Origin of the sequence: Paenibacillus sp. FSL H7-0737 (genome assembly GCF_000758545.1) — a bacterium.
Lineage (GTDB): Bacteria > Bacillota > Bacilli > Paenibacillales > Paenibacillaceae > Paenibacillus_AQ.
Genome location: NZ_CP009279.1, coordinates 6189069 through 6208966, shown reverse-complemented (window position 1 = coordinate 6208966; position 19898 = coordinate 6189069). Strand labels below are relative to the sequence as shown.

General features: G+C 46.6%; 12 protein-coding genes and 1 riboswitch. Of the genes, 7 read left to right on the top strand and 5 right to left on the bottom strand.

Annotated features, from left to right (window positions below; translation table 11 throughout):
- Window positions 1-109: 109 nt before the first annotated feature.
- On the top strand, window positions 110-3124 hold the full coding sequence (locus tag H70737_RS27170) for an efflux RND transporter permease subunit (protein ID WP_042192293.1): 3015 nt from the start codon (window positions 110-112) through the stop codon (window positions 3122-3124).
- Window positions 3125-3301: 177 nt separating this feature from the next.
- On the opposite strand, the gene gcvPB is transcribed toward H70737_RS27170, so the two are convergent.
- From gcvPB to gcvT, 3 genes are all read right to left on the bottom strand, one after another.
- Entirely contained in the window at window positions 3302-4762 is a 1461-nt protein-coding gene (gcvPB, locus tag H70737_RS27165) for an aminomethyl-transferring glycine dehydrogenase subunit GcvPB (protein WP_042192291.1), read from the bottom strand.
- Window positions 4759-6111 (bottom strand): aminomethyl-transferring glycine dehydrogenase subunit GcvPA, encoded by a 1353-nt coding sequence (gcvPA, locus tag H70737_RS27160; RefSeq protein WP_042192289.1) that lies wholly within the window; start codon window positions 6109-6111, stop codon window positions 4759-4761. Before gcvPA ends, gcvPB begins: the two co-directional genes overlap by 4 nt.
- A gap of 106 nt (window positions 6112-6217) precedes the next feature.
- On the bottom strand, window positions 6218-7330 hold the full coding sequence (gene gcvT / locus H70737_RS27155) for a glycine cleavage system aminomethyltransferase GcvT (RefSeq protein WP_042192287.1): 1113 nt from the start codon (window positions 7328-7330) through the stop codon (window positions 6218-6220).
- Between the two features lie 185 nt (window positions 7331-7515).
- A riboswitch (glycine riboswitch) is annotated at window positions 7516-7614 on the bottom strand.
- 179 nt (window positions 7615-7793) lie between these two features.
- On the opposite strand from gcvT, the gene gcvH reads away from it, so the two are divergent.
- Complete coding sequence (gcvH, locus tag H70737_RS27150; protein WP_042131286.1) at window positions 7794-8186, top strand: glycine cleavage system protein GcvH; 393 nt, start codon at window positions 7794-7796, stop codon at window positions 8184-8186.
- A gap of 432 nt (window positions 8187-8618) precedes the next feature.
- Here gcvH and H70737_RS27145 read toward each other — a convergent pair whose 3' ends face one another.
- Both H70737_RS27145 and H70737_RS27140 read right to left on the bottom strand, forming a co-directional pair.
- On the bottom strand, window positions 8619-9455 hold the full coding sequence (locus tag H70737_RS27145; RefSeq protein ID WP_042192284.1) for a flagellar motor protein MotB: 837 nt from the start codon (window positions 9453-9455) through the stop codon (window positions 8619-8621).
- Window positions 9452-10234 (bottom strand): flagellar motor protein, encoded by a 783-nt coding sequence (locus tag H70737_RS27140; protein WP_042192282.1) that lies wholly within the window; start codon window positions 10232-10234, stop codon window positions 9452-9454. Before H70737_RS27140 ends, H70737_RS27145 begins: the two co-directional genes overlap by 4 nt.
- Window positions 10235-10511: 277 nt before the next feature.
- Between H70737_RS27140 and uvrB the strand changes: the two genes are divergently transcribed.
- The 5 genes from uvrB to H70737_RS27115 all read left to right on the top strand — a co-directional run bounded on the left by uvrB (window position 10512) and on the right by H70737_RS27115 (window position 19877).
- A complete protein-coding gene (gene uvrB / locus H70737_RS27135) occupies window positions 10512-12503 on the top strand; it encodes an excinuclease ABC subunit UvrB (RefSeq protein ID WP_042192280.1) in 1992 nt (663 codons plus the stop codon).
- Between the two features lie 379 nt (window positions 12504-12882).
- Window positions 12883-15756, top strand: a complete 2874-nt coding sequence (uvrA, locus tag H70737_RS27130) for an excinuclease ABC subunit UvrA (RefSeq protein WP_042192277.1) — start codon at window positions 12883-12885, stop codon at window positions 15754-15756.
- Between the two features lie 709 nt (window positions 15757-16465).
- A complete protein-coding gene (locus H70737_RS27125; protein ID WP_042192275.1) occupies window positions 16466-16675 on the top strand; it encodes a DUF2759 family protein in 210 nt (69 codons plus the stop codon).
- A 151-nt stretch (window positions 16676-16826) separates the two neighbouring features.
- Window positions 16827-17936 carry a S1C family serine protease gene (locus H70737_RS27120; RefSeq protein ID WP_231573352.1) on the top strand — a complete coding sequence of 370 codons (1110 nt, stop codon included), beginning with the start codon at window positions 16827-16829 and terminating at the stop codon, window positions 17934-17936.
- 27 nt (window positions 17937-17963) lie between these two features.
- Window positions 17964-19877, top strand: a complete 1914-nt coding sequence (locus tag H70737_RS27115) for a stalk domain-containing protein (protein ID WP_042192271.1) — start codon at window positions 17964-17966, stop codon at window positions 19875-19877.
- Window positions 19878-19898: the final 21 nt, after the last annotated feature.

Below are 19898 nucleotides of genomic sequence, written 5' to 3'. Positions count from 1 at the left end.
TGACTTCGACCAAAAATGTCTAAACTAAATCTCGGGATGGAAAATAATACATAATGGGGCAGTCATAAGAGGAGTACCAGAAATATACGGGGTGGAAGGGGAAACGATAATGAAATGGTTAACCAAATGGTCGTTCGGTAACAAGGCGGCGGTAGGGCTTTTAGTGGTAATGGCGCTTGTAGTGGGAGGGCTGAGCTACACTTCGCTACCGATGGAATTTATGCCAGAGGCAGATAATCCGCAAGTGACTGTAACGGTGCTCGGTCCGGGTCAGGATGCCCATGCGATGGAGACGAAGGTTACGAAGCCGATTGAGGCTGGGGCCGCATTTGTTAAGGGAAAGAAAGAAATACTGTCCACTTCCGGAGACGGATACGCACAGGTGAATATTTTTTATGACTCAAAAACAAATATGAAGGATGCAGCTGGGGAGGTGCAAAAGGTTGTAGATTCGTTGCAGTTCCCTGAAGGGGTGATGGCCCCTTTTGTACTTCAACTGAATACTTCCATGATTCCTGTGTCGCAGGTCACCCTTTCGTTTGACGAAGGTCTGACTAAAGAAAACCTTAAGCTTGCGGAAGAAACGATCATTCCAGAGATGCAACAAGCAGAAGGTGTAGCCAACGTCGCCTTATATGGGAAAGTAACTCCGCAAGTGCGGGTGAAGCTAGATCCAAAATTAATGGCTGAGAAAGGAATTACGACACCTCAAGTACTAGGGTTACTTCAGGGACGTAATGTATCGGCATCCCTTGGAGAGCAGACGATTGGTGGTCAGACAGGTAACGTAAATGTGGTTTCTACAATTGATAGTATCGATACTCTAAAAAAGCTACCCGTATCCTCGGGTGTTAAGCTACAGGATATTGCTGTCATCGAATTGAAGGAAGATCAAGAGAGCGTTAGCCGCTCGAATGGGAAAGATGTTCTTTTCGCCATAGTAACCAAAGAAGCTAATGCGAATGCAGTAAGTGTCGGAGATCATATACAGGATACCGTAGCACATATTAACAAAACCATTCCAAATGCAGAGGCAGCGGTCGTATTCAGCACATCAGATATGGTGGTTACCTCTGTGAATAGTATGATGCGTGAAGTATTGCTGGGCGCATTGTTCGCGACGATCGTAATTTTACTGTTCCTACGCAACCTGCGGGCAACCCTGATTACGGCGGTTTCTATCCCGCTTTCTCTAGCAGTTACCTTATATCTGCTTGATATATCCGGCATAAGTCTGAATATTATTACGCTCGGTGGTGTAGCTGTTGCGGTCGGTCGCTTGGTTGATGATAGTATCGTAGTGATTGAGAACATTTACCGTAGGCTGCAAAAAGAACCTTTCTCCCGTGAAATGATTATAAGCGCAACTGGGGAAGTGGCTAGAGCGATTACTTCATCTACGATTGCAACGGTAGCGGTATTTCTGCCGATGGGTCTTCTGCGTGGTAGTTTACAGGCGTTTCTACTTCCGTTTGCCTTAACAGTCACGTATTCATTGCTTACTTCACTCGTTGTAGCTTTGACGGTAGTGCCACTGTTAAGCTCATGGCTGCTGAGAAGAACTTCAATGAAAGAACACGAGCCGTCTAAATGGTTCACTCGATTCCTCGATTGGAATCTGCGCCGGAAATGGATAACTTTATCGCTAGGTCTTCTCCTTCTGATTGGCTCCATCGCTGCTTACGTGACTATGCCAAAAGGCGCGCTTGATGCTTCAGATGCCAGCTATGTCTCTGTTCAGTTGAATTATCCGAAGGATGTTCCTGTCAAAGAGATTTTAGAAAAAGGAAAGCAGTTAGAGCAAGATTTGATGAAACAGCCTGAAGCGGAAACGGTGATCATGCAATCAGGGAACAGTGCAGATGCGGCCCAGTGGGGGTCTGTCAGCTCGGAGACCTTAGTGGACTATACCGTTGTGATGAAAAAAGGTGCGGATGCGCAAGGCTTCATCGATCATGTCCGTGATGTGAAGGATTCCTACGCTGGGGCAACACTTGTTGCTAATCAAATGAGTATGATGGGTTCAAGCTCCACTAGCGAATATATTGATATCGTGGGTGATAATCTTACAGATATTACTGCTGTTGCAGCAGAAGTTACGAATAAGTTGAAGACTGTGGAGGGTATTCAGAAGGTCAGTAGCAATATGGAGGATACTAAACCTGTCTTTACATTTAAGGTAGATCCAGCACAGACGAATGCACAAGAAATTACCATGCAATTGTCGGCTATGCTGAATCCGATCCCTATGGGGCAAATCGAACTGGACGGTACACTTGCAGGAGTAGTGTTAGATCCTATAGCTGAGCCAAAGTCGGAGCAAGATTTAAAAGCAATGACGCTCATGACTGCTGAAGGTCCAAAGCCGTTGTCTCAACTAGCAACCTATGAGGTTCGGAATGAACCAGCACTGTTGTTCCATAAAGATGGGAAGCCATATGCGAGAATTACAGCGGAAGTCGATCCGAAGAAGGTGTCTGAAATCGGAGCGGATATTAAAAAGCAAACCGATAGTCTTACCCTTCCAAAGGGTGTGACTCTATTTGCAGGCGGAGCCTCGGTTGATCAGTCAGAGGATTTCGCTGACCTTGGTATGACAGCGCTGATCTCCATCGGGTTGGTGTATCTGATCATGGTCCTCACCTTCAAAACCCTTCGTGCTCCGCTGGCAATCATGTTCTCCTTGCCTTTGGCTGCGATTGGGGCAATTGTTGGACTGATCGTATCCGGCGTAACACCTGATTTCACTGCCCTGTTCGGGGCTCTGATGCTAATTGGAATCGTCGTTACGAATGCGATTGTGCTTATCGACCGTATTAAGCAGAATGAAACGCATATGGGTATTCGCGAAGCCATTCTGGAAGCGGCCGGAACACGGATGCGCCCGATTCTGATGACAGCTATTGCTACCATTTGCGCCATGACTCCACTGCTGTTCGGCCATGCCGAGATGGGCAGCATTGTCTCGCAAAGCTTGGCAATTGTGGTCATCGGTGGCTTGACCGCGGCAACGCTGCTTACGCTAGTTGTAGTGCCGGCGATTTACGAGCTGTTCTACTTCCGTAAATCGGCTAAGGAGCGCAAAGGCGTGGCGAAAGTAGAAACTCCGACGCATGGTGCGTAATATCAAAAAGTTATAGTGATAAACAACTGAAACAGGCCCTTCTCAGACATTTTTAATGATGCTGGGAAGGGCCTGATGATTTAGAGGATGAGAACTTTTCGTGTAGTTGGACAGTGCGAAAAGCAGGCGACGATACTTGGTGTCGTGGCCTGCTTTTTTAATACTACTCATTAGCTGTTAACCGCAAGAACAATTCAATACCGGCTTACGTGCAGCCTGTGTCTCATCCAATCGGCTAATTTCTGTGGTATGAGGTGCGTTGATTACGATTTCCGGTGTCTCCTGCGCTTCTTTTACGATCTGGATCATCGTATTAATGAAGCCGTCGAGCGTTTCTTTACTTTCCGTTTCCGTCGGCTCGATCATCATACATTCCTCAACAGTCAGAGGGAAGTACACGGTTGGCGGATGGTAGCCGAAGTCGAGTAATCGTTTAGCAACGTCTAAGGTGCGTACACCATACTGCTTGAGGTTTTTGCCGGACATTACGAATTCATGTTTACATACGCCCGGATATGGGATTTCAAAATACGGCGCCAGACGGTGCATCATATAGTTCGCATTCAGCACGGCATTTTCGGATACCTCACGCAGTCCGTCTGGACCATAGGTGCGGATATAGGCGTAGGCACGAACGAGAATACCAAAGTTGCCGTAAAAAGCTTTCACGCGTCCAATCGATTCAGGACCGCCGAAGTCGAGTGAGAAGCTGCTATCTTCGTTTTTCACCACAGTTGGTTGTGGTAGGAACGGAATCAAGATTGATTTTACGCCGACAGGTCCGGCTCCAGGGCCACCACCGCCGTGCGGGGTGCTCATTGTCTTATGCAAGTTCAGATGCACCACGTCAAAGCCCATGTCGCCAGGGCGGGTAATGCCCATAATAGCATTGGAATTGGCTCCATCGTAATAGAGTAAGCCGCCTGCTTCGTGCACGATCTCAGCAATTTCGACGATTTGGGTCTCAAACAAGCCGAGTGTGCTTGGATTGGTCAGCATCAATGCGGCTGTGTCACTGCCAACAGCTGCTTTGAGTGCTTCAAGATCAACCATCCCTTTATCTGTGGAAGGGATCGTGATCGTTTCAAGTCCTGCTGCTGAAGCACTAGCAGGATTGGTGCCGTGTGAGGAATCCGGCACGATAACCTTCGTGCGGGTCTCGCCGCGGCTTTCATGGTAGGCGCGGATCATCATGAGGCCGGTCCATTCACCATGAGCACCTGCGGCAGGCTGTAAAGATACAGCATCCATGCCGGTTAGTGCGGATAAGTCATTTTGCAGGGTATACATTATTTCCAGTGCACCTTGAATGCTTTCTTCTGGCTGGTAAGGGTGGATCTTAGCTAGGCCTACGATGCGGGCAACATCTTCGTTAATCTTCGGATTGTATTTCATCGTGCATGAACCGAGTGGATAGAAGCCGTTATCTACACCAAAGTTGCGGCGTGACAAGGAAGTGTAATGGCGAATGACGTCCACTTCGGATACTTCTGGAAGCACGACGGGTTCGCTACGGAGTAAACCTGATGGAATCAGAGCTTCCAAGGTTTCTTCCTGCGGCACATCGCATATTGGCAAGGAATAGGCCGAACGGCCGGGACGGCTTAATTCAAAAATTAGACTTTGCTCCGGTTTCATAAACAGCCCTCCAGTGCGCTAGCGAATTGGTCGATTTCGTTTTTGCTTCTTTTTTCCGTAACGGCTACCAGCATATGTCCAGCAAGTTCAAGATAATCACGGCCCAGATCATAACCGCCTAGATAGCCTTCCTTCAGCAGCTTCGAATTAATTGCACTTACGCTGCTTCCTTCCGGAAGCTTCACGACAAACTCGTTAAAGAATGGGGAGGAAAAGGTAAGTTCAGCCCCTGTTAGTTCGCTTAGTTTATTAGCGGCGTAATGGCTTTTACGAATGTTCAGCTCGCCTACTTCACGCATCCCTTCTTTACCCATTACGGACAGGTAGACGGATGCGCAGAGTGCGAGCAGCGCCTGATTGGAGCAAATATTCGATGTCGCTTTTTCACGACGGATATGCTGTTCACGAGCTTGGAGTGTCAGAACGAAGCCGCGTTTACCGTTACGGTCAACAGTTTGACCAACGATACGACCTGGCATGCGGCGCATTAAATGCTCTGCTACAGCGAAGAATCCACAGGTTGGACCGCCGAGGGAAGCGGGAATACCGAGTGGCTGAGCGTCACCGACTACGATGTCGGCTCCGAGCTTGCCTGGTGATTCTAGTACGCCAAGAGCGATCGGATTTGCACTGACGACGAACAACCCTTTAACAGCATGGATCAGCGGCTCAACGGAGCTAAGATCTTCGATGCTGCCAAAGAAGTTAGGCGATTGCATCAGTACTGCAGCCGTATCACCATCAATGGCCTCAGCAAGCTTAGCCTGATCGGTAACACCGTCTCTATAGTCAATCTCCACTACCTCAAGACCCCAAGCATTAGCCGATGTGCGTAACACTTGGCGCGCTTCAGGATGAACGGTGCGGGAGACAATTATTTTTTTGCGTTTGGTAGCACCAGCTGCGAGGACTGCTGCTTCGGATAATGCGGTTGCGCCATCATACATGCTGGCATTGGCTACTTTCATACCGGTTAGTTCGCAAATGTAGGATTGGAATTCGAAGATCGCTTGCAGTTCGCCTTGGCTGATCTCCGGTTGATAAGGGGTGTAAGCAGTGTAGAATTCTGAACGGGAAATGACATGGTTGATCACCACGGGGATGTGATGGTCGTATAATCCGGCGCCGAGGAAGCTGGCGTGCGAATCGAAGTCAGCATTGCGGTCAGCGAGACCTTTCATGTGACGTAGCAGGGCGTACTCATCGAGCGGTTCAGACATCGGCATAGTGCCTTGATAACGGACGGCTTCAGGGATATCGGAGAACAGCTCATCTATGGACTGAATCCCGACGGTTTCCATCATCTCTACGCGGTCCTGTGCTGTCATGGGCAGATAACGGTGCTTCATTAAGGTTTCACTCCTTGGCTTTTTTAAAATATAAGAAAGTATAATTTTCACGTTATACTTTATCCTTTTATTTCTCGCTTAAAAGTTCACCGTCCTAATATGGACGCTAAAGGCGTTTATACTTGTAAAAAGGGGCCTTAATCACGACAGCTTTAAGCTGCTTGCCACGTATCTCTACGAAAACCTCTGTGCCTATTTCACTGTAAGCTGTATCAAGTAAAGCTAATCCCAGGTTTCGTTTCAGCGTTGGAGATTGGGTTCCGGTTGTGACTTCTCCGATTTTGATGCCGTCCGCATAGACTGGGTAATGGGAGCGTGGAATGCCTCGATCAATCATTTCTAGACCGACAAGACGGCGGGGAAGACCGGCTTCTTTTTGCTGTATCAACGCATCGCGTCCGATGAAGTCCGCTTTGTCCAGCTTCACGAAGAACTGTACTCCAGCTTCAAGAGGCGTGATGTCAGCCGACAGCTCCTGACCGTACAATGGCAATTTTGCCTCGAAACGAAGCGTATCCCGTGCGCCCAGTCCAGCAGGTGTTAATCCGTGAGGAGAGCCAGCTGCGAGAAGGCCGTTCCATAACGTTGCTGCCCCATCCAGCGGAGCGTAAATTTCGAAGCCATCTTCACCGGTATAACCCGTACGGGAGATCAGTACTTCTACACCGCAGACGGTTGCGCGTTCGATGAAGTGGAAAGGCTTGAGCGTTGAGATCGGTGCATCAGTAACTTCTGCGAGTATGGTCTCTGCCAGCGGACCTTGCAAGGCGAGCAAAAGCGTCTCGTCAGAGACATTAGTGAGTGTGACTTCACCGAATTCAGAGGTCAGATGTTCTTGCAGCCACTGGAAGTCCTTATCGATGTTGGAGGCATTTACGACAAGCATATAACGGCCTTCACTTAGTCGATACACGAGTAAATCGTCGACCACCCCGCCGTTTGGATAACAGAGCAGCGTATATTGTGCCGCACCATCGGTAAGGCGGCTGACATCGTTGGTCGTCATTTTTTGTAAGAAGGCTTCAGCGCCGCTTCCGATCACCATAAATTCACCCATATGCGATACATCGAACAGTCCAGCCTGCTGGCGAACAGCCTCATGCTCCTTCACGATACCTGTAAACTGTACTGGCAGCTCCCAGCCGCCAAAATCAATGCACCTGGACTCCGCATATGCGGAATAGAGATCATAAAAAGGCGTTCTTTTCAAAGCATCCATGTCGTCACTCCCCTAGTCTGATTACATACGAAAAAAAGGACAGGCAGAAGCAATCATGCATAAATGCACTAATCGCTTTCTGCTCTGTCCTTTGTACCTGAGAGTTACCCTGCGTAACTAACATGCAAGTTTCCCCGTTGGTGACCTGACGCACTCAGCCTCGCGTCTGATGCTCTCCAGAGGTACGTCCGACAAAGGTCCTTTTGCCTGAGAGATTCACCCCTGTTAGGGCTTACTCCTTCGGCGCCGTCTTCAAGTGAGACAGTCTCTCCCTATGCCATCATCCGCAACTGTATTTGTTTCTTATGTCTCCATTAAACGGGTATAGGAGGGCGCTGTCAACAAGAAAAAGTCAAAAAAACGACAAATTTATTTTACTTTTAGTAATATTGACATTATGCTCCGCGATCACTTAGGCTATAACTAAATTTAGAATTCCAATTTGGAAATGAGGCGGCTTGAAATGAGTGAAGTTTTAGATAACCTTCTTTACAGCGAAGAGCATGAGTGGGCACAGCAAGTGGAAGGACGCGTAGTACGTGTTGGGATTACGGATCATGCTCAGCATTTGTTAGGCGATATCGTATTTGTGGAATTTCCAGAAGTGGGTTCGGCCATTTCAGCTGGCGACAGCGTAGGCAGTATCGAATCCGTTAAGACCGTATCGGAACTGTATTCACCCGTCTCAGGGACGGTTACCAAGATTAATGACGGTTTAGAAGCTAGTCCAGAACTGATCAACGATAAGCCTTATGGCGAGGGTTGGATTTTTGAAATTGAAGTGGACGGAGAGTACGCTGATGCTGTAAAAGGACTGCTAGATGCAGCTGGATATCGTGCATTGGTAGGAGAGTAATTGGGATTTTTCACTGTATATTAATTTCACTGCATGTGATATTTGTAGCAGCAAGTTTCCGTTTTTGGGGACTTGCTGTTTGGTGTTTTTATATAGATAGTGGTGGTGATTTTTGAGTTAAATCCTGGGACTGTTTGGAATTATGGGATTTTATTTAAAAGAAAATCTACTGATTGTGGAATTAGGGAAAACCTCCCTTATTTTAGACGAATATAGCGTGACACTAAGGGTTTTAGGGAATTCCTCCCTAAAATTTCAGTGAAAAGCGCTATTTCTGACTAAATAGGGTATTAATCAGGGAGGAATTCCCTAATTCTGCGCCTGGACAAGGGAATAGGCAGATAATCAGGGAGCATTTCCGTAATAAATAGTGACGAGGATTCGCTCCCGCACAGGCCTAGCTACTGTAACTAGCTCTGAGTAAAACATTTTTTAGGCACCCTCTTGAAGCTGCCGCAGCACAATGATCTCTACACGGCGGTTCTTTTGCTTACCTGCAGCTGATGTGTTCTCCGCGGTGGGCTGGGTATCAGCATACCCTGCATATTGAAAATTGTCGGGGTTCAACCCTTCATGATCTAAGAAAAAGCGAAGCACTGACAGCGCACGAGCACCAGATAGCTCCCAGTTGTCGTTATAGTGAGAAGCCGAAGATACTGGAGTATTGTCGGTATGTCCTTCAATGCTGATCTTTGCGCCGATATCGCTGAATAAGCCAGATAACTGCTGAAGAGCAGGCAGGGCTGGAGACTTCAGATCTGCCTTACCTATATCGAAGAGAAAACGGTCACTGAGCGTGATTTCTATCCCCTGCGGTTTGTCGGCAACAAAAATTTGTTCTCCGAGATTATTTTCCTCTACATAGTTCGTAATCACACCCATTAATTCAGCAAGTTTAGCCTCTTGTTCTCGAAAAGCAAGTTCACGTGCCGAAGGTGTTTCGTTCTCCGTTTGTTCAGCAGATCCATCATTCGGTCTCGCAGTTGCAGCTGCATTCCCATTCCCGTCTGTACTTTCCGGTTTGTTCTCAGTTGATTTCCCAGCATCTAAAATGCCGTTCCCACCCTCAAGGACAGTGCTGCCAGATTTGAAGGTCTCGGATAACGAGCCTGTCACGATGTTATATTTGTCAGTATCCAGGCTGCTCATCGCATACAATATAACGAAAAAAATAAGTAAAAGTGTAATTAGATCAGCATAAGTAATCATCCAACGGTCGCGGCTTTCCCGAGTCTCTACACGCCGCTTGCGCCGGTCTCTTTGTCTCATAGAAGACCTCTAGTTTCCGCACGGTCATTCGTGTCCGTGTCTGAGATGAATGAGTTCAGTTTTTTACGCACCAGCAAGGGGTGATCCCCGTTCTGCAAAGAAAGAATGCCGACGAGCAGCATTTCCATACTATGTAGCTGGCTTTGACTGCGGGATTTGATTTTGGAAGCGATGGGTAAAAATATTAAATTAGCGATGGCAACACCGTACAGTGTTGCGGTAAATGCCACTGCGATAGATGTGCCCAGATTTGACGGATCTGTAAGGTTGCCAAGTACACGGATGAGCCCCATCACCGTCCCGATAATTCCCATCGTTGGTGCATATCCACCTGCAGCTTCAAAAATCTTAGCATAGTTCTCATGCTTCAATTCTTTAGCATCCATTTCTAATTCAAGGATCTGTCTTACCTGCTCAGGATCAGTGCCGTCGACAATAAGAAGTAGACCTTCACGTGTAAAAGGGTCCGGATGTTCTTCAGCTTGTTTTTCTAACATTAGAACGCCGCCGCGACGAGCCACGGTTGCCATTGCAATGAGTTCTTCTGCTTTTTCTTCATCACGATCAGGGTTGCTACCGAAAGCCATGCGTAATGCTGTTGGAATGGAGCGCAGCTTAGATGCCGGGAAGCTGATCATAACGGCGGCAAATGTACCCCCGAACACAATCAAAGCTGCATTAAGCTGCAGCAGTCCTGAGAGGCTTCCGCCTTCCCAGAGATAGCCGCCGATTAACGCAGCCAGTCCAGCCAATAGGCCGATTATTGAGGTAATATCCATGCTTCAAGCTCCTAACATTTCTATGTATTATGGTTTGCAACGATCTAGGCAACACTGTATAATGAACGGGAACACATATTCTTATCTTCCATATTTTTTAATTATAAGAAAGTATAAGTTTCACGTTATACTTTAATCCTTATAATTCTCGCACAAACGCTTAACGTCTTTTAGAGACGCCAAAGGCGTTTTAGCTTGCCATCGTATGGAGAGAGAACATTCAGACAACAATTATAATATATTAATCTAGTTTAGACGATAGAGGGGAGACGGGCAAATGAGTGATATTGTCGTCAGTACAAAGACTTTTGAATTGGAGTCCGAGTATACACCCCAGGGCGATCAGCCTCATGCCATAGAGGAATTACTACAAGGCATCCGGCAGGGCAAGAAGCACCAGACGCTGCTGGGCGCGACGGGTACGGGTAAGACGTTTACCGTTGCACAAGTTATTTCCAAATTAAACCGCCCGACGTTAGTTATTGCGCACAACAAGACTTTGGCTGCCCAACTGGCGAGTGAGTTTAAGGAGTTTTTTCCGCATAATTCGGTAGACTATTTCGTCAGCTACTACGACTATTACCAACCAGAGGCGTATATTCCCTCCTCCGATACTTATATCGAGAAAGACTCCAGTATTAATGAAGAGATTGATAAATTGCGCCACTCCGCAACGAGCTCCTTGTTCGAACGGCGTGACGTTATTATTGTGGCGAGTGTGTCTTGTATTTACGGCCTCGGTTCGCCGATGGAATACGGAAGCTTGCTTTTGTCCTTGCGGGTAGGGATGGAGAAGCCTCGAAATGAGATTTTGAGCAGGCTAGTGGATATCCAGTACCAGCGTAATGATATCAATTTTGTACGCGGAACCTTCCGTGTACGTGGTGATGTGGTTGAGATTTTCCCGGCATCTCAGGGTGAGCATGCCATTCGGGTCGAATTGTTCGGTGACGAAATTGAGCGAATCACTGAGATTGATGTACTGACGGGTGAACTGATCGGGGAGCGCGATCATGTCGCTATTTTTCCGGCGTCTCACTTTGTTACCAAGGAAGAAACGATGCGAGTGGCACTGGTCAACATTGAAAAAGAGCTGGAAGACCGCTTAACGGTTCTTCGTGACGCAGGAAAGCTTCTTGAAGCTCAGCGTCTGGAACAGCGGACACGTTATGATATTGAGATGATGAAAGAAGTGGGCTTCTGCTCTGGGATTGAGAACTATTCCGGACCGCTCACCTTCCGTGAACCAGGGGCAACTCCGTATACATTAATGGATTATTTTCCGGATGATATGCTGATCATTATTGATGAGTCCCATGTAACACTTCCACAGATTCGGGCGATGTATAATGGTGACCGGGCGCGTAAGACGGTACTGGTAGAGCATGGTTTCCGTTTGCCGTCTGCGCTGGATAACCGTCCACTCCAGTTCGAGGAATTCGAAGAAAAAGTGAAGCAGATCGTATATGTTTCAGCGACACCAGGACCCTATGAAATGGAGCACTGCGACACCATGGTGCAGCAGATTATCCGGCCTACAGGTCTTTTGGATCCGATCATTGAGGTTCGTCCTACAGAGGGACAAATCGATGACTTGATTAGTGAAATTCGTGATCGGGTGGAACGAGACGAACGCGTACTCGTCACAACGTTGACGAAGAAGATGTCAGAGGATCTGACGGATTACTTTAAGGAAATTGGGATTAAGGTTCGTTATATGCACTCTGATATCAAAACGCTGGAGCGGATGGCGATCTTACGTGATCTTCGACTTGGTACATTCCATGTTTTGGTAGGGATTAACCTGCTAAGAGAAGGTCTCGACCTCCCGGAAGTATCGCTGGTCGCTATTCTCGATGCGGATAAAGAGGGCTTCCTTCGTTCCGAACGCTCCCTAATTCAGACGATTGGTCGTGCGGCCCGTAACTCCGAGGGTCGTGTAATCATGTACGGTGATCGAATCACTGATTCGATGGAGAAGGCGATGAGCGAAACGTCGCGTCGTCGCGCCATCCAGATCGCCCATAATGAGAAACACGGCATTACCCCAACCACCATTAATAAAAAGGTGCGTGACATCATTGAGGCAACGAAGGTTGCCGAGTCTAAAGCGGATTACCTCACGGGTGTTGGTGGCAAGATGAATAAGAAAGAGAAACAAAGCCTAATCCAGCGTCTGGAAGCGGAGATGAAGGACGCTGCGAAGAACCTGCAATTCGAACGCGCGGCAGAGCTGCGTGACGCATTGTTGGAGCTTCGGGCCGAGTAATAAACCTTAAATGCATCACCGATATTTAAAATAAGTAATTGAACGGTGCTGTCCTGGCCGTTCTTTTTGAATAAATAGATGGACGCGCATCCCGCAGGGACAGCGCCCCGCAACGCTATAGCAGTTGCGGTAATCTCGCACCTCTTACCTAGTGTGCGCCTAACGTCCAAGCGGTCCCGTAGGGATAAGCGATCCGAACGCCGTCGTCACTAAGTCCCGTCCCCCAACCTCCTTCGCCAAAAAAATGCGGGTGTCCAGAGGGTGCAACCCTTGGGGCCCTCCCTTGGAAGGGAGGGTTTGGGAGGGATCGAAAACGCTTTTAATAAAGTCTCTGAAATCGTTAAAGCTTTGATATTTGATTCATTAAGGAGAGGTTCCGTTGGCGAACGATAATATTGTAATTAAAGGCGCGAGAGCGCACAATCTCAAAAACATCGATGTGACGATTCCACGTGACCGTTTCGTCGTGCTGACGGGGCTGAGCGGCTCGGGTAAGTCTTCGCTTGCATTTGATACGATTTATGCTGAAGGACAGCGGCGTTATGTTGAATCTTTGTCAGCTTATGCTCGTCAGTTCTTGGGGCAAATGGAGAAGCCGGATGTGGATTCGATAGACGGATTATCCCCGGCAATCTCTATTGATCAGAAGACAACAAGCCGCAACCCACGTTCTACGGTAGGTACGGTAACTGAAATTTATGACTATCTGCGGTTGCTTTTCGCACGGATCGGTCACCCTCATTGTCCAGAGCATGGAATTGAGATTACCTCCCAGACTGTAGAACAGATGGTAGACCGGATTATGCAGTATCCAGAGAAGACTCGTTTGCAGATCCTGGCACCTATCATTTCAGGGCGTAAAGGGGAACACAAAGGACTCTTCACAGACATTTCTAAGCAAGGGTTCGTACGTGTGCGTGTGGACGGTGAGCTAAGAGATCTGTCTGAGGATATTGAACTTGAGAAGAATAAAAAACACACCATAGAAGTTGTTGTAGACCGGATCGTCGTTAAAGACGATGTGGAGACCCGGTTGACGGATTCACTGGAGACGGCACTTAAACTTTCTGGCGGTAAAATCCTTGTGGATATCATCGGTCAGGAAGAGCTTCTGTTCAGCTCTAATTTTGCTTGTCCGATTTGTGGTTTTAGTATTGAAGAGCTGGCACCACGTATGTTCTCCTTCAACAGTCCGTTTGGAGCCTGCACAGAGTGCGATGGACTTGGAATGAAGATGGTGGTCGATCCAGATCTGCTTATTCCTGATGCTGAGAAATCGATTGAAGAAGGTGCTTTTTTAGCTTGGACCGGAAGTACTTCTAATTACTATCCGCAATTTCTGAAGTCCGTGTGTGAGCATTTTAATATCCCACAGAACGTTCCAGTGAGCAGTTTAACACCTGATCATATGAATAAACTACTGCATGGTACAGGTAGCGAGAAGGTTCGCTTCAAATATGAGAATGATTTTGGACAAAAGAAAGATGCGATGGTTGCTTTTGAAGGGATTATTCCGAATCTGGAGCGTCGTTACCGGGAGACCGCATCTGACGGTATTCGTGAATTTATTGAAGGATTTATGAGTGCTAAGCCTTGTCATGTCTGTAAGGGCAAACGTCTGAAGAAAGAAATTTTGGCGGTGACGATCAACGAACAAAATATTTCGGATATTACCGATCTCTCGATTGGTGACTGTCAGCATTGGTTTGAAGAAATAAAGTTAAGTGAGAAAGAGACAGCTATCGCCAATCTCATTCTTAAGGAAATCTGCAATCGTCTGGGATTCCTGGTGAATGTCGGATTGGACTATTTGACACTTAGCCGCGCAGCAGGCTCGCTATCTGGTGGTGAAGCACAGCGTATCCGGTTGGCCACTCAGATCGGTTCCAGTTTGATGGGTGTTCTGTACATTCTGGATGAGCCAAGTATTGGTCTGCATCAACGGGATAATGATCGCCTGATCTCTACGCTTGCTCATATGCGTGACCTAGGCAATACGTTGATTGTTGTAGAGCATGACGAAGATACGATGATGGCAGCGGACTATATTATTGATATCGGACCGGGTGCGGGTATTCATGGTGGACAAGTTATGGCGCAAGGAACACCGGAAGAGATTATGAAAGATCCGAATTCCTTAACCGGTGAATATTTGAGCGGTCGTAAGTTTATTCCAGTTACCGCTAAGCGTCGTGCTACCGATGATCGTTGGATAGAAATTCGTGGCGCTAAAGAGAATAACCTGAAAAATGTGAATGTGAAGATTCCATTGGGTGTATTTACGGCGGTGACTGGTGTGTCGGGCTCCGGTAAATCTTCACTTATTAACGAAATTCTGTACAAGAGCTTGGCACGGCAGCTGAATAAGGCTGTGAAGGTGCGTCCGGGTCAGCACAAAGAAATTCGTGGCTTGGAAAATCTCGATAAGGTTATTGAAATCGACCAATCGCCAATTGGGCGTACACCACGCTCTAACCCAGCAACCTATACTGGCGTATTTGACGACATTCGTGATCTGTTCTCGAAGACGAATGAGGCAAAGGTACGGGGGTTCCAAAAGGGACGCTTTAGCTTTAACGTAAAAGGCGGACGCTGTGAAGCTTGCCGTGGGGACGGAATTATCAAGATTGAGATGCACTTCTTGCCTGACGTATACGTTCCTTGCGAGGTATGTAAAGGTAAACGTTATAACCGGGAAACACTAGAAGTGAAATATAAAGGGAAAAACATTTCCGACGTGCTGGAGATGACAGTAGAGGATGCTACAGAGTTCTTCGTGAATATCCCTCGTATTCATCGTAAAATGCAAACGCTGATGGATGTGGGTCTTGGCTACATTAAAATTGGTCAGCCAGGTACAACATTATCCGGTGGTGAAGCGCAGCGTGTGAAGTTGGCTTCTGAGCTATACCGTCGTAGTACAGGCAAGACACTCTATATTTTGGATGAGCCTACAACAGGTCTGCATGTGGACGACATTGGTCGTTTACTAGAAGTATTGCACCGCTTGGTGGATTCCGGAGAATCGGTTCTTGTCATTGAGCATAATCTGGACGTTATTAAGACTGCTGATTATATCATTGATATGGGACCAGAAGGCGGCAGTGGCGGCGGAACCGTACTGGCAACAGGAACACCAGAGAAGATCATTACTGTTACGGAGTCTTACACAGGTAAGTATCTGAAGCCAGTTCTGATTCGTGATACGGAGCGTACTGAAGCGCTTATGCTTGAGACGGCGGAAACTACCTAAGCTAATAATGCTAGATAGTATAACTAATAAATAATAAAGGTCGCGGCAATTTGCCGTGGCCTTTATTGTTTGTTGTCCAAAATTATTATTTTGGGAAAACAATTGATCGGTACAATTGCTGGTAGTCACCAGTAAATTATAGAAATTATCCGTTCTGATGTGAGTTTTCTAGTAAACGTTATATGACTCCTATAAAAAGAATACTAAATAATAGATGGGATAGGCATATGTAGGGCATGTCCGTCGTAAGATTTAATGAGGAACATGCTGTTGCTGTAAGTATACTTAATGGGTAATAGAATAACTGTAGGCTCGATGGTTCCTTGAAAAATAAATAACTAATTGTAATATACATTTTGTTCTATTAAAGGCTTCAGCTACTAGATTGGGGAAGCAGCCTTAGAACTAAAATCAAACCGATAATCGGCTAATTTGAGGGGGCTTAATCCATAACTGATACTTCATTTCATCACCTTCAAAAAATAGTGCATTACTCGTTTGGTTTGTATCGCTTTCGCCGGAAAACACTAAACGTCAATGAACAAAATCATTAATTTATCCGATTTTGCAGTAATAAAATATTTTTTTTGCGACAAATACATAATTTTTCTACAAAACCTATTGCATCGCCCAAATGGTAGCGATAACATAGAAGAGGATATGGGGAATACTGGATCTTGCTTGACAACATTTTTGAGGAGGTAAGGTAATGCTACTTGCAGAAGTTGCCGCGCAAGGACCGTCTAAATTTCATACCTTTGATGTCTTTATGATTTTATTCACCATCCTAATTTTGGTTGGAGTCGTTCGGTTACTGAGAGCTCCCCAAAAGAACAAGTTCGCCATTGCTTTCGGAGCGGTTAGTTTGTTGGTCTTTATAATCTCTGACTATGCCATGGTGATGCATTGGTTAAGTTAACGGAAGAATTAAATTGAACAGCTTTGCACCAAAAGACTCCTTTAACGCCATGGGCGCATTGAAGGTGTCTTTTTTCAAATTATATATGTAAAATTTATCCATTCGCAGAGAGAGGGTCTGGTGAAGGTTGATGAGGACTGTGGAGAAACTGGTGAAGAAAGGAATGGGCTTGCTGCTGTGCGGTGTGTTGCTGTCAGGAGTATGGAGTGAGTCGGTTTATGCGTTGGGTGATACGACTAAGACGGTTAGCGCGGCGACCACAACCCAGAGAGACAAAATCAAAAATTCAACAGCAGCGGAAGACCCCGTACCAGGGATTATTAAGAGTATCACCCCCTCCGTAGTGGGCATTATCGGCAAAGACGATAGTGGGGGGGCTAGCGGACCGGATGATCGATACAATCTGACGCATGGTTCTGGCATTATTGTGAAATCGAATGGATGGATTGTAACCAATGCACATGTCATCAAGGATCTGCAGAATGCCTTGGTAGTGACGTCGGACTCCAAAACCTACAGCATTAAAGAAACATATCTAGATGAAGTTAGTGATCTGGCCCTGATCAAAATCAATGCCACCTCCCTTAAACCTGCAAAGTTTATTCCATCGCCCGGCAAAACCGTTGTTGGTGAGAAGGTAGTGGCCGTCGGAACACCGATTAGCTTTTCTCTAAGGAATTCAGCGACCGTAGGGGTTATAAGTGGCCTTAACCGCGAAGTAGCTGCGGCTTATCGTCTGATCCAAAGTGACACAGCGATTAATCCCGGGAATAGCGGGGGCCCTCTTGTGAATATGAAGGGCGAAGTGCTGGGAATAAACAGCCTGAAATACTCAGCGGTGGGCGTGGAGAATATGGGCTTCTCTATACCGTCGGATACCGTGCAGTATATTATGAACCAGCTTTTTAAGTATGGTGAAGTAAAACACCCGAGTCTTGGATTGGAGTTGGAGCCGAGTTGGTCCTCGATTGTGGGCTTGCCAACGCTTGATCCCCTGACTGTAACCAAAGTGATTTCTGCTGAAGCACGCAAGGCGGGTGTTGCCGAAGATGACGTCTTGTACAGCATTGACGGCCACCGTGTGGTCTCACTAGTTGATATTAATGAATTGTTTAAAAGCTATTCTCCAGGTACAACGGTACGACTGGTTATGCAAAGTGATGGGGATATCGTCATCCGTAAGCTGGTGCTCACTCAGGGTGATCCCCTATTAAGTGAAGAGGATGCAGGAGCAGATGGAGACGAGCATACGGAAGAGTGATCAGGAAACTTGAGAGGGGGACGGAAAATGGGCTTTAAAGTTTTAAAACAAGGATTGTGTGCGATGCTGGCCTTATTATTGCTATTTTCTATATTACCGATACCAACCGTACGGGCAGCAGAAACAGACAAGCTGCAGCTGAGTCTTAAAGTTGGCAGTACTTCTGCTACGGTGAATGGCAAGAAGGTGACTATCGAGCGGCCTTATATGGAGAACGGAACGGTTATGGTACCGCTCGGGGTTTTTAAAAAGACATTTGGCAGCACGGTTTCCTTAGAAGGAAATGATGTAGTGAAAGTAACGTACGGCTCTCATACAGGGTTAATGACGATTGGTAGTATTAGTGCCTGGAAGGATGCGACTAAAGTTAAACTCACCTCCGCGCCTCGGATGGTTTCAGGTGTGTTGATGGTGCCGCTGCGTTTTGTGGCCAGTATACTGGGTGCAACCCTCTCCCAGGGTAACGGTGGTGAGCTGATCATTACCTTAGCTCCTGCTGACAATGAAGGCGATGTGCCAGTGGATACTGGTATTGATAGCGATGTGGGGAAGACGCAAATTGGGAACAGCTATTATCGATGGACACTAAATTATCCGTCTGGACTGATTGCTGGAAATAGCGGTGGTGATGAGAGTGTGGCTACCTTCTCCAGTGCGGACAATCTTTATTATTTGGAGATTCATGCAAGTGATCAGGCAGTTGCTGTTGATGCAGATGGGCTATTAGAACAACTAGTCCGGGAAGTCGAGTTAGGCAGTGAACTGATATTAGACCGGGAGTCGTTCCCGAAAGCCTCTGTACCCTATGCACGATTGGTCAGTAAAGATTCTAGCGGAGCACTCTGGGAAAACAGGCTGATCTATGCTGAAGGTAGACTTTACGAGATTTATTTGACGGATGAGAAAGCCACTAATTATAAGGATTTAGCCAAATATGCGGGGTTACTGAGCTCTTTTCGGCCCTCTTTTGACACTAAGGATAACAAAATCCGTGATCTCTCTACCGTAAAGAATGGCTTAAGTGAAGCCTATAATGAGGACTATGGTATCTCACTACAGGTTCCTGCCGCTTGGACTAAGGATGACCAGCATTTTTATTATGAAAGTAAACAAGGAAGTCATTTGAGTGTGGCGATTACATCGGCACCTGCTGGTTCTACACTAGAGAGCTGGGCTGAAGAGTTGAAGACAAAAACGCAGGAGAACTTTGTAGCGGACGCTTATGTTTTTAAGGATAGCATGAAGTCTGAAATCTCCGGCGTACCTGCGCAAATAAGTGAGACACAGCTGAATTTCGGCAACGGTTGGGCGACAGAATATCAGGCACTCGTACTCAAGAATGGGTACCGTTACTATTTCGAATATGTGACACCTGCTGGACAAGAAGACGATAAGGCCAAATTTAAAGCCATTATATCCTCTATTGATATTGATTTTGATCTGTTGAAGGAGAACTTCGGGCGACTCGCTAGCGATGACTATAAGACAATCAAGAATAAAACGATAACCAAAGTATCTAAAAGATACGGCTATGCCATCGACATTCCACGTTTATGGACACCCAATCAAGATGTATTCGAGACACAGTTGGTAGAGTATCGGTTCATCGGAGGACGTTTCCAGATTAATTCGAAACCTGAGGGCTCAATCGATTATGCGGTGAATATGCTCAAAGATTCTTATCAGAATAAAAATAATGATCCTAAAGGTCCTCGCATTGAAAGTATAGTGGAGTCTACCTTTGCAGGTGTTTCTGCTACGATCCTTAATGTGCATCAAATCAAGAATGGTGTTCCTCTCCGCAGTAAGCACGTTGTTTTTGGCAAAAATGAGGTGGTCTACACGATTACTGTTACGCTGAATGATGCCAATGCTACTGCAGAACAGCAAGCTTTGTTGGATAAAACGCTGCAGTCGTTTCGGTTTACGGGGAATGAGTAGTTTAGAGGTGATTGGAGTTCA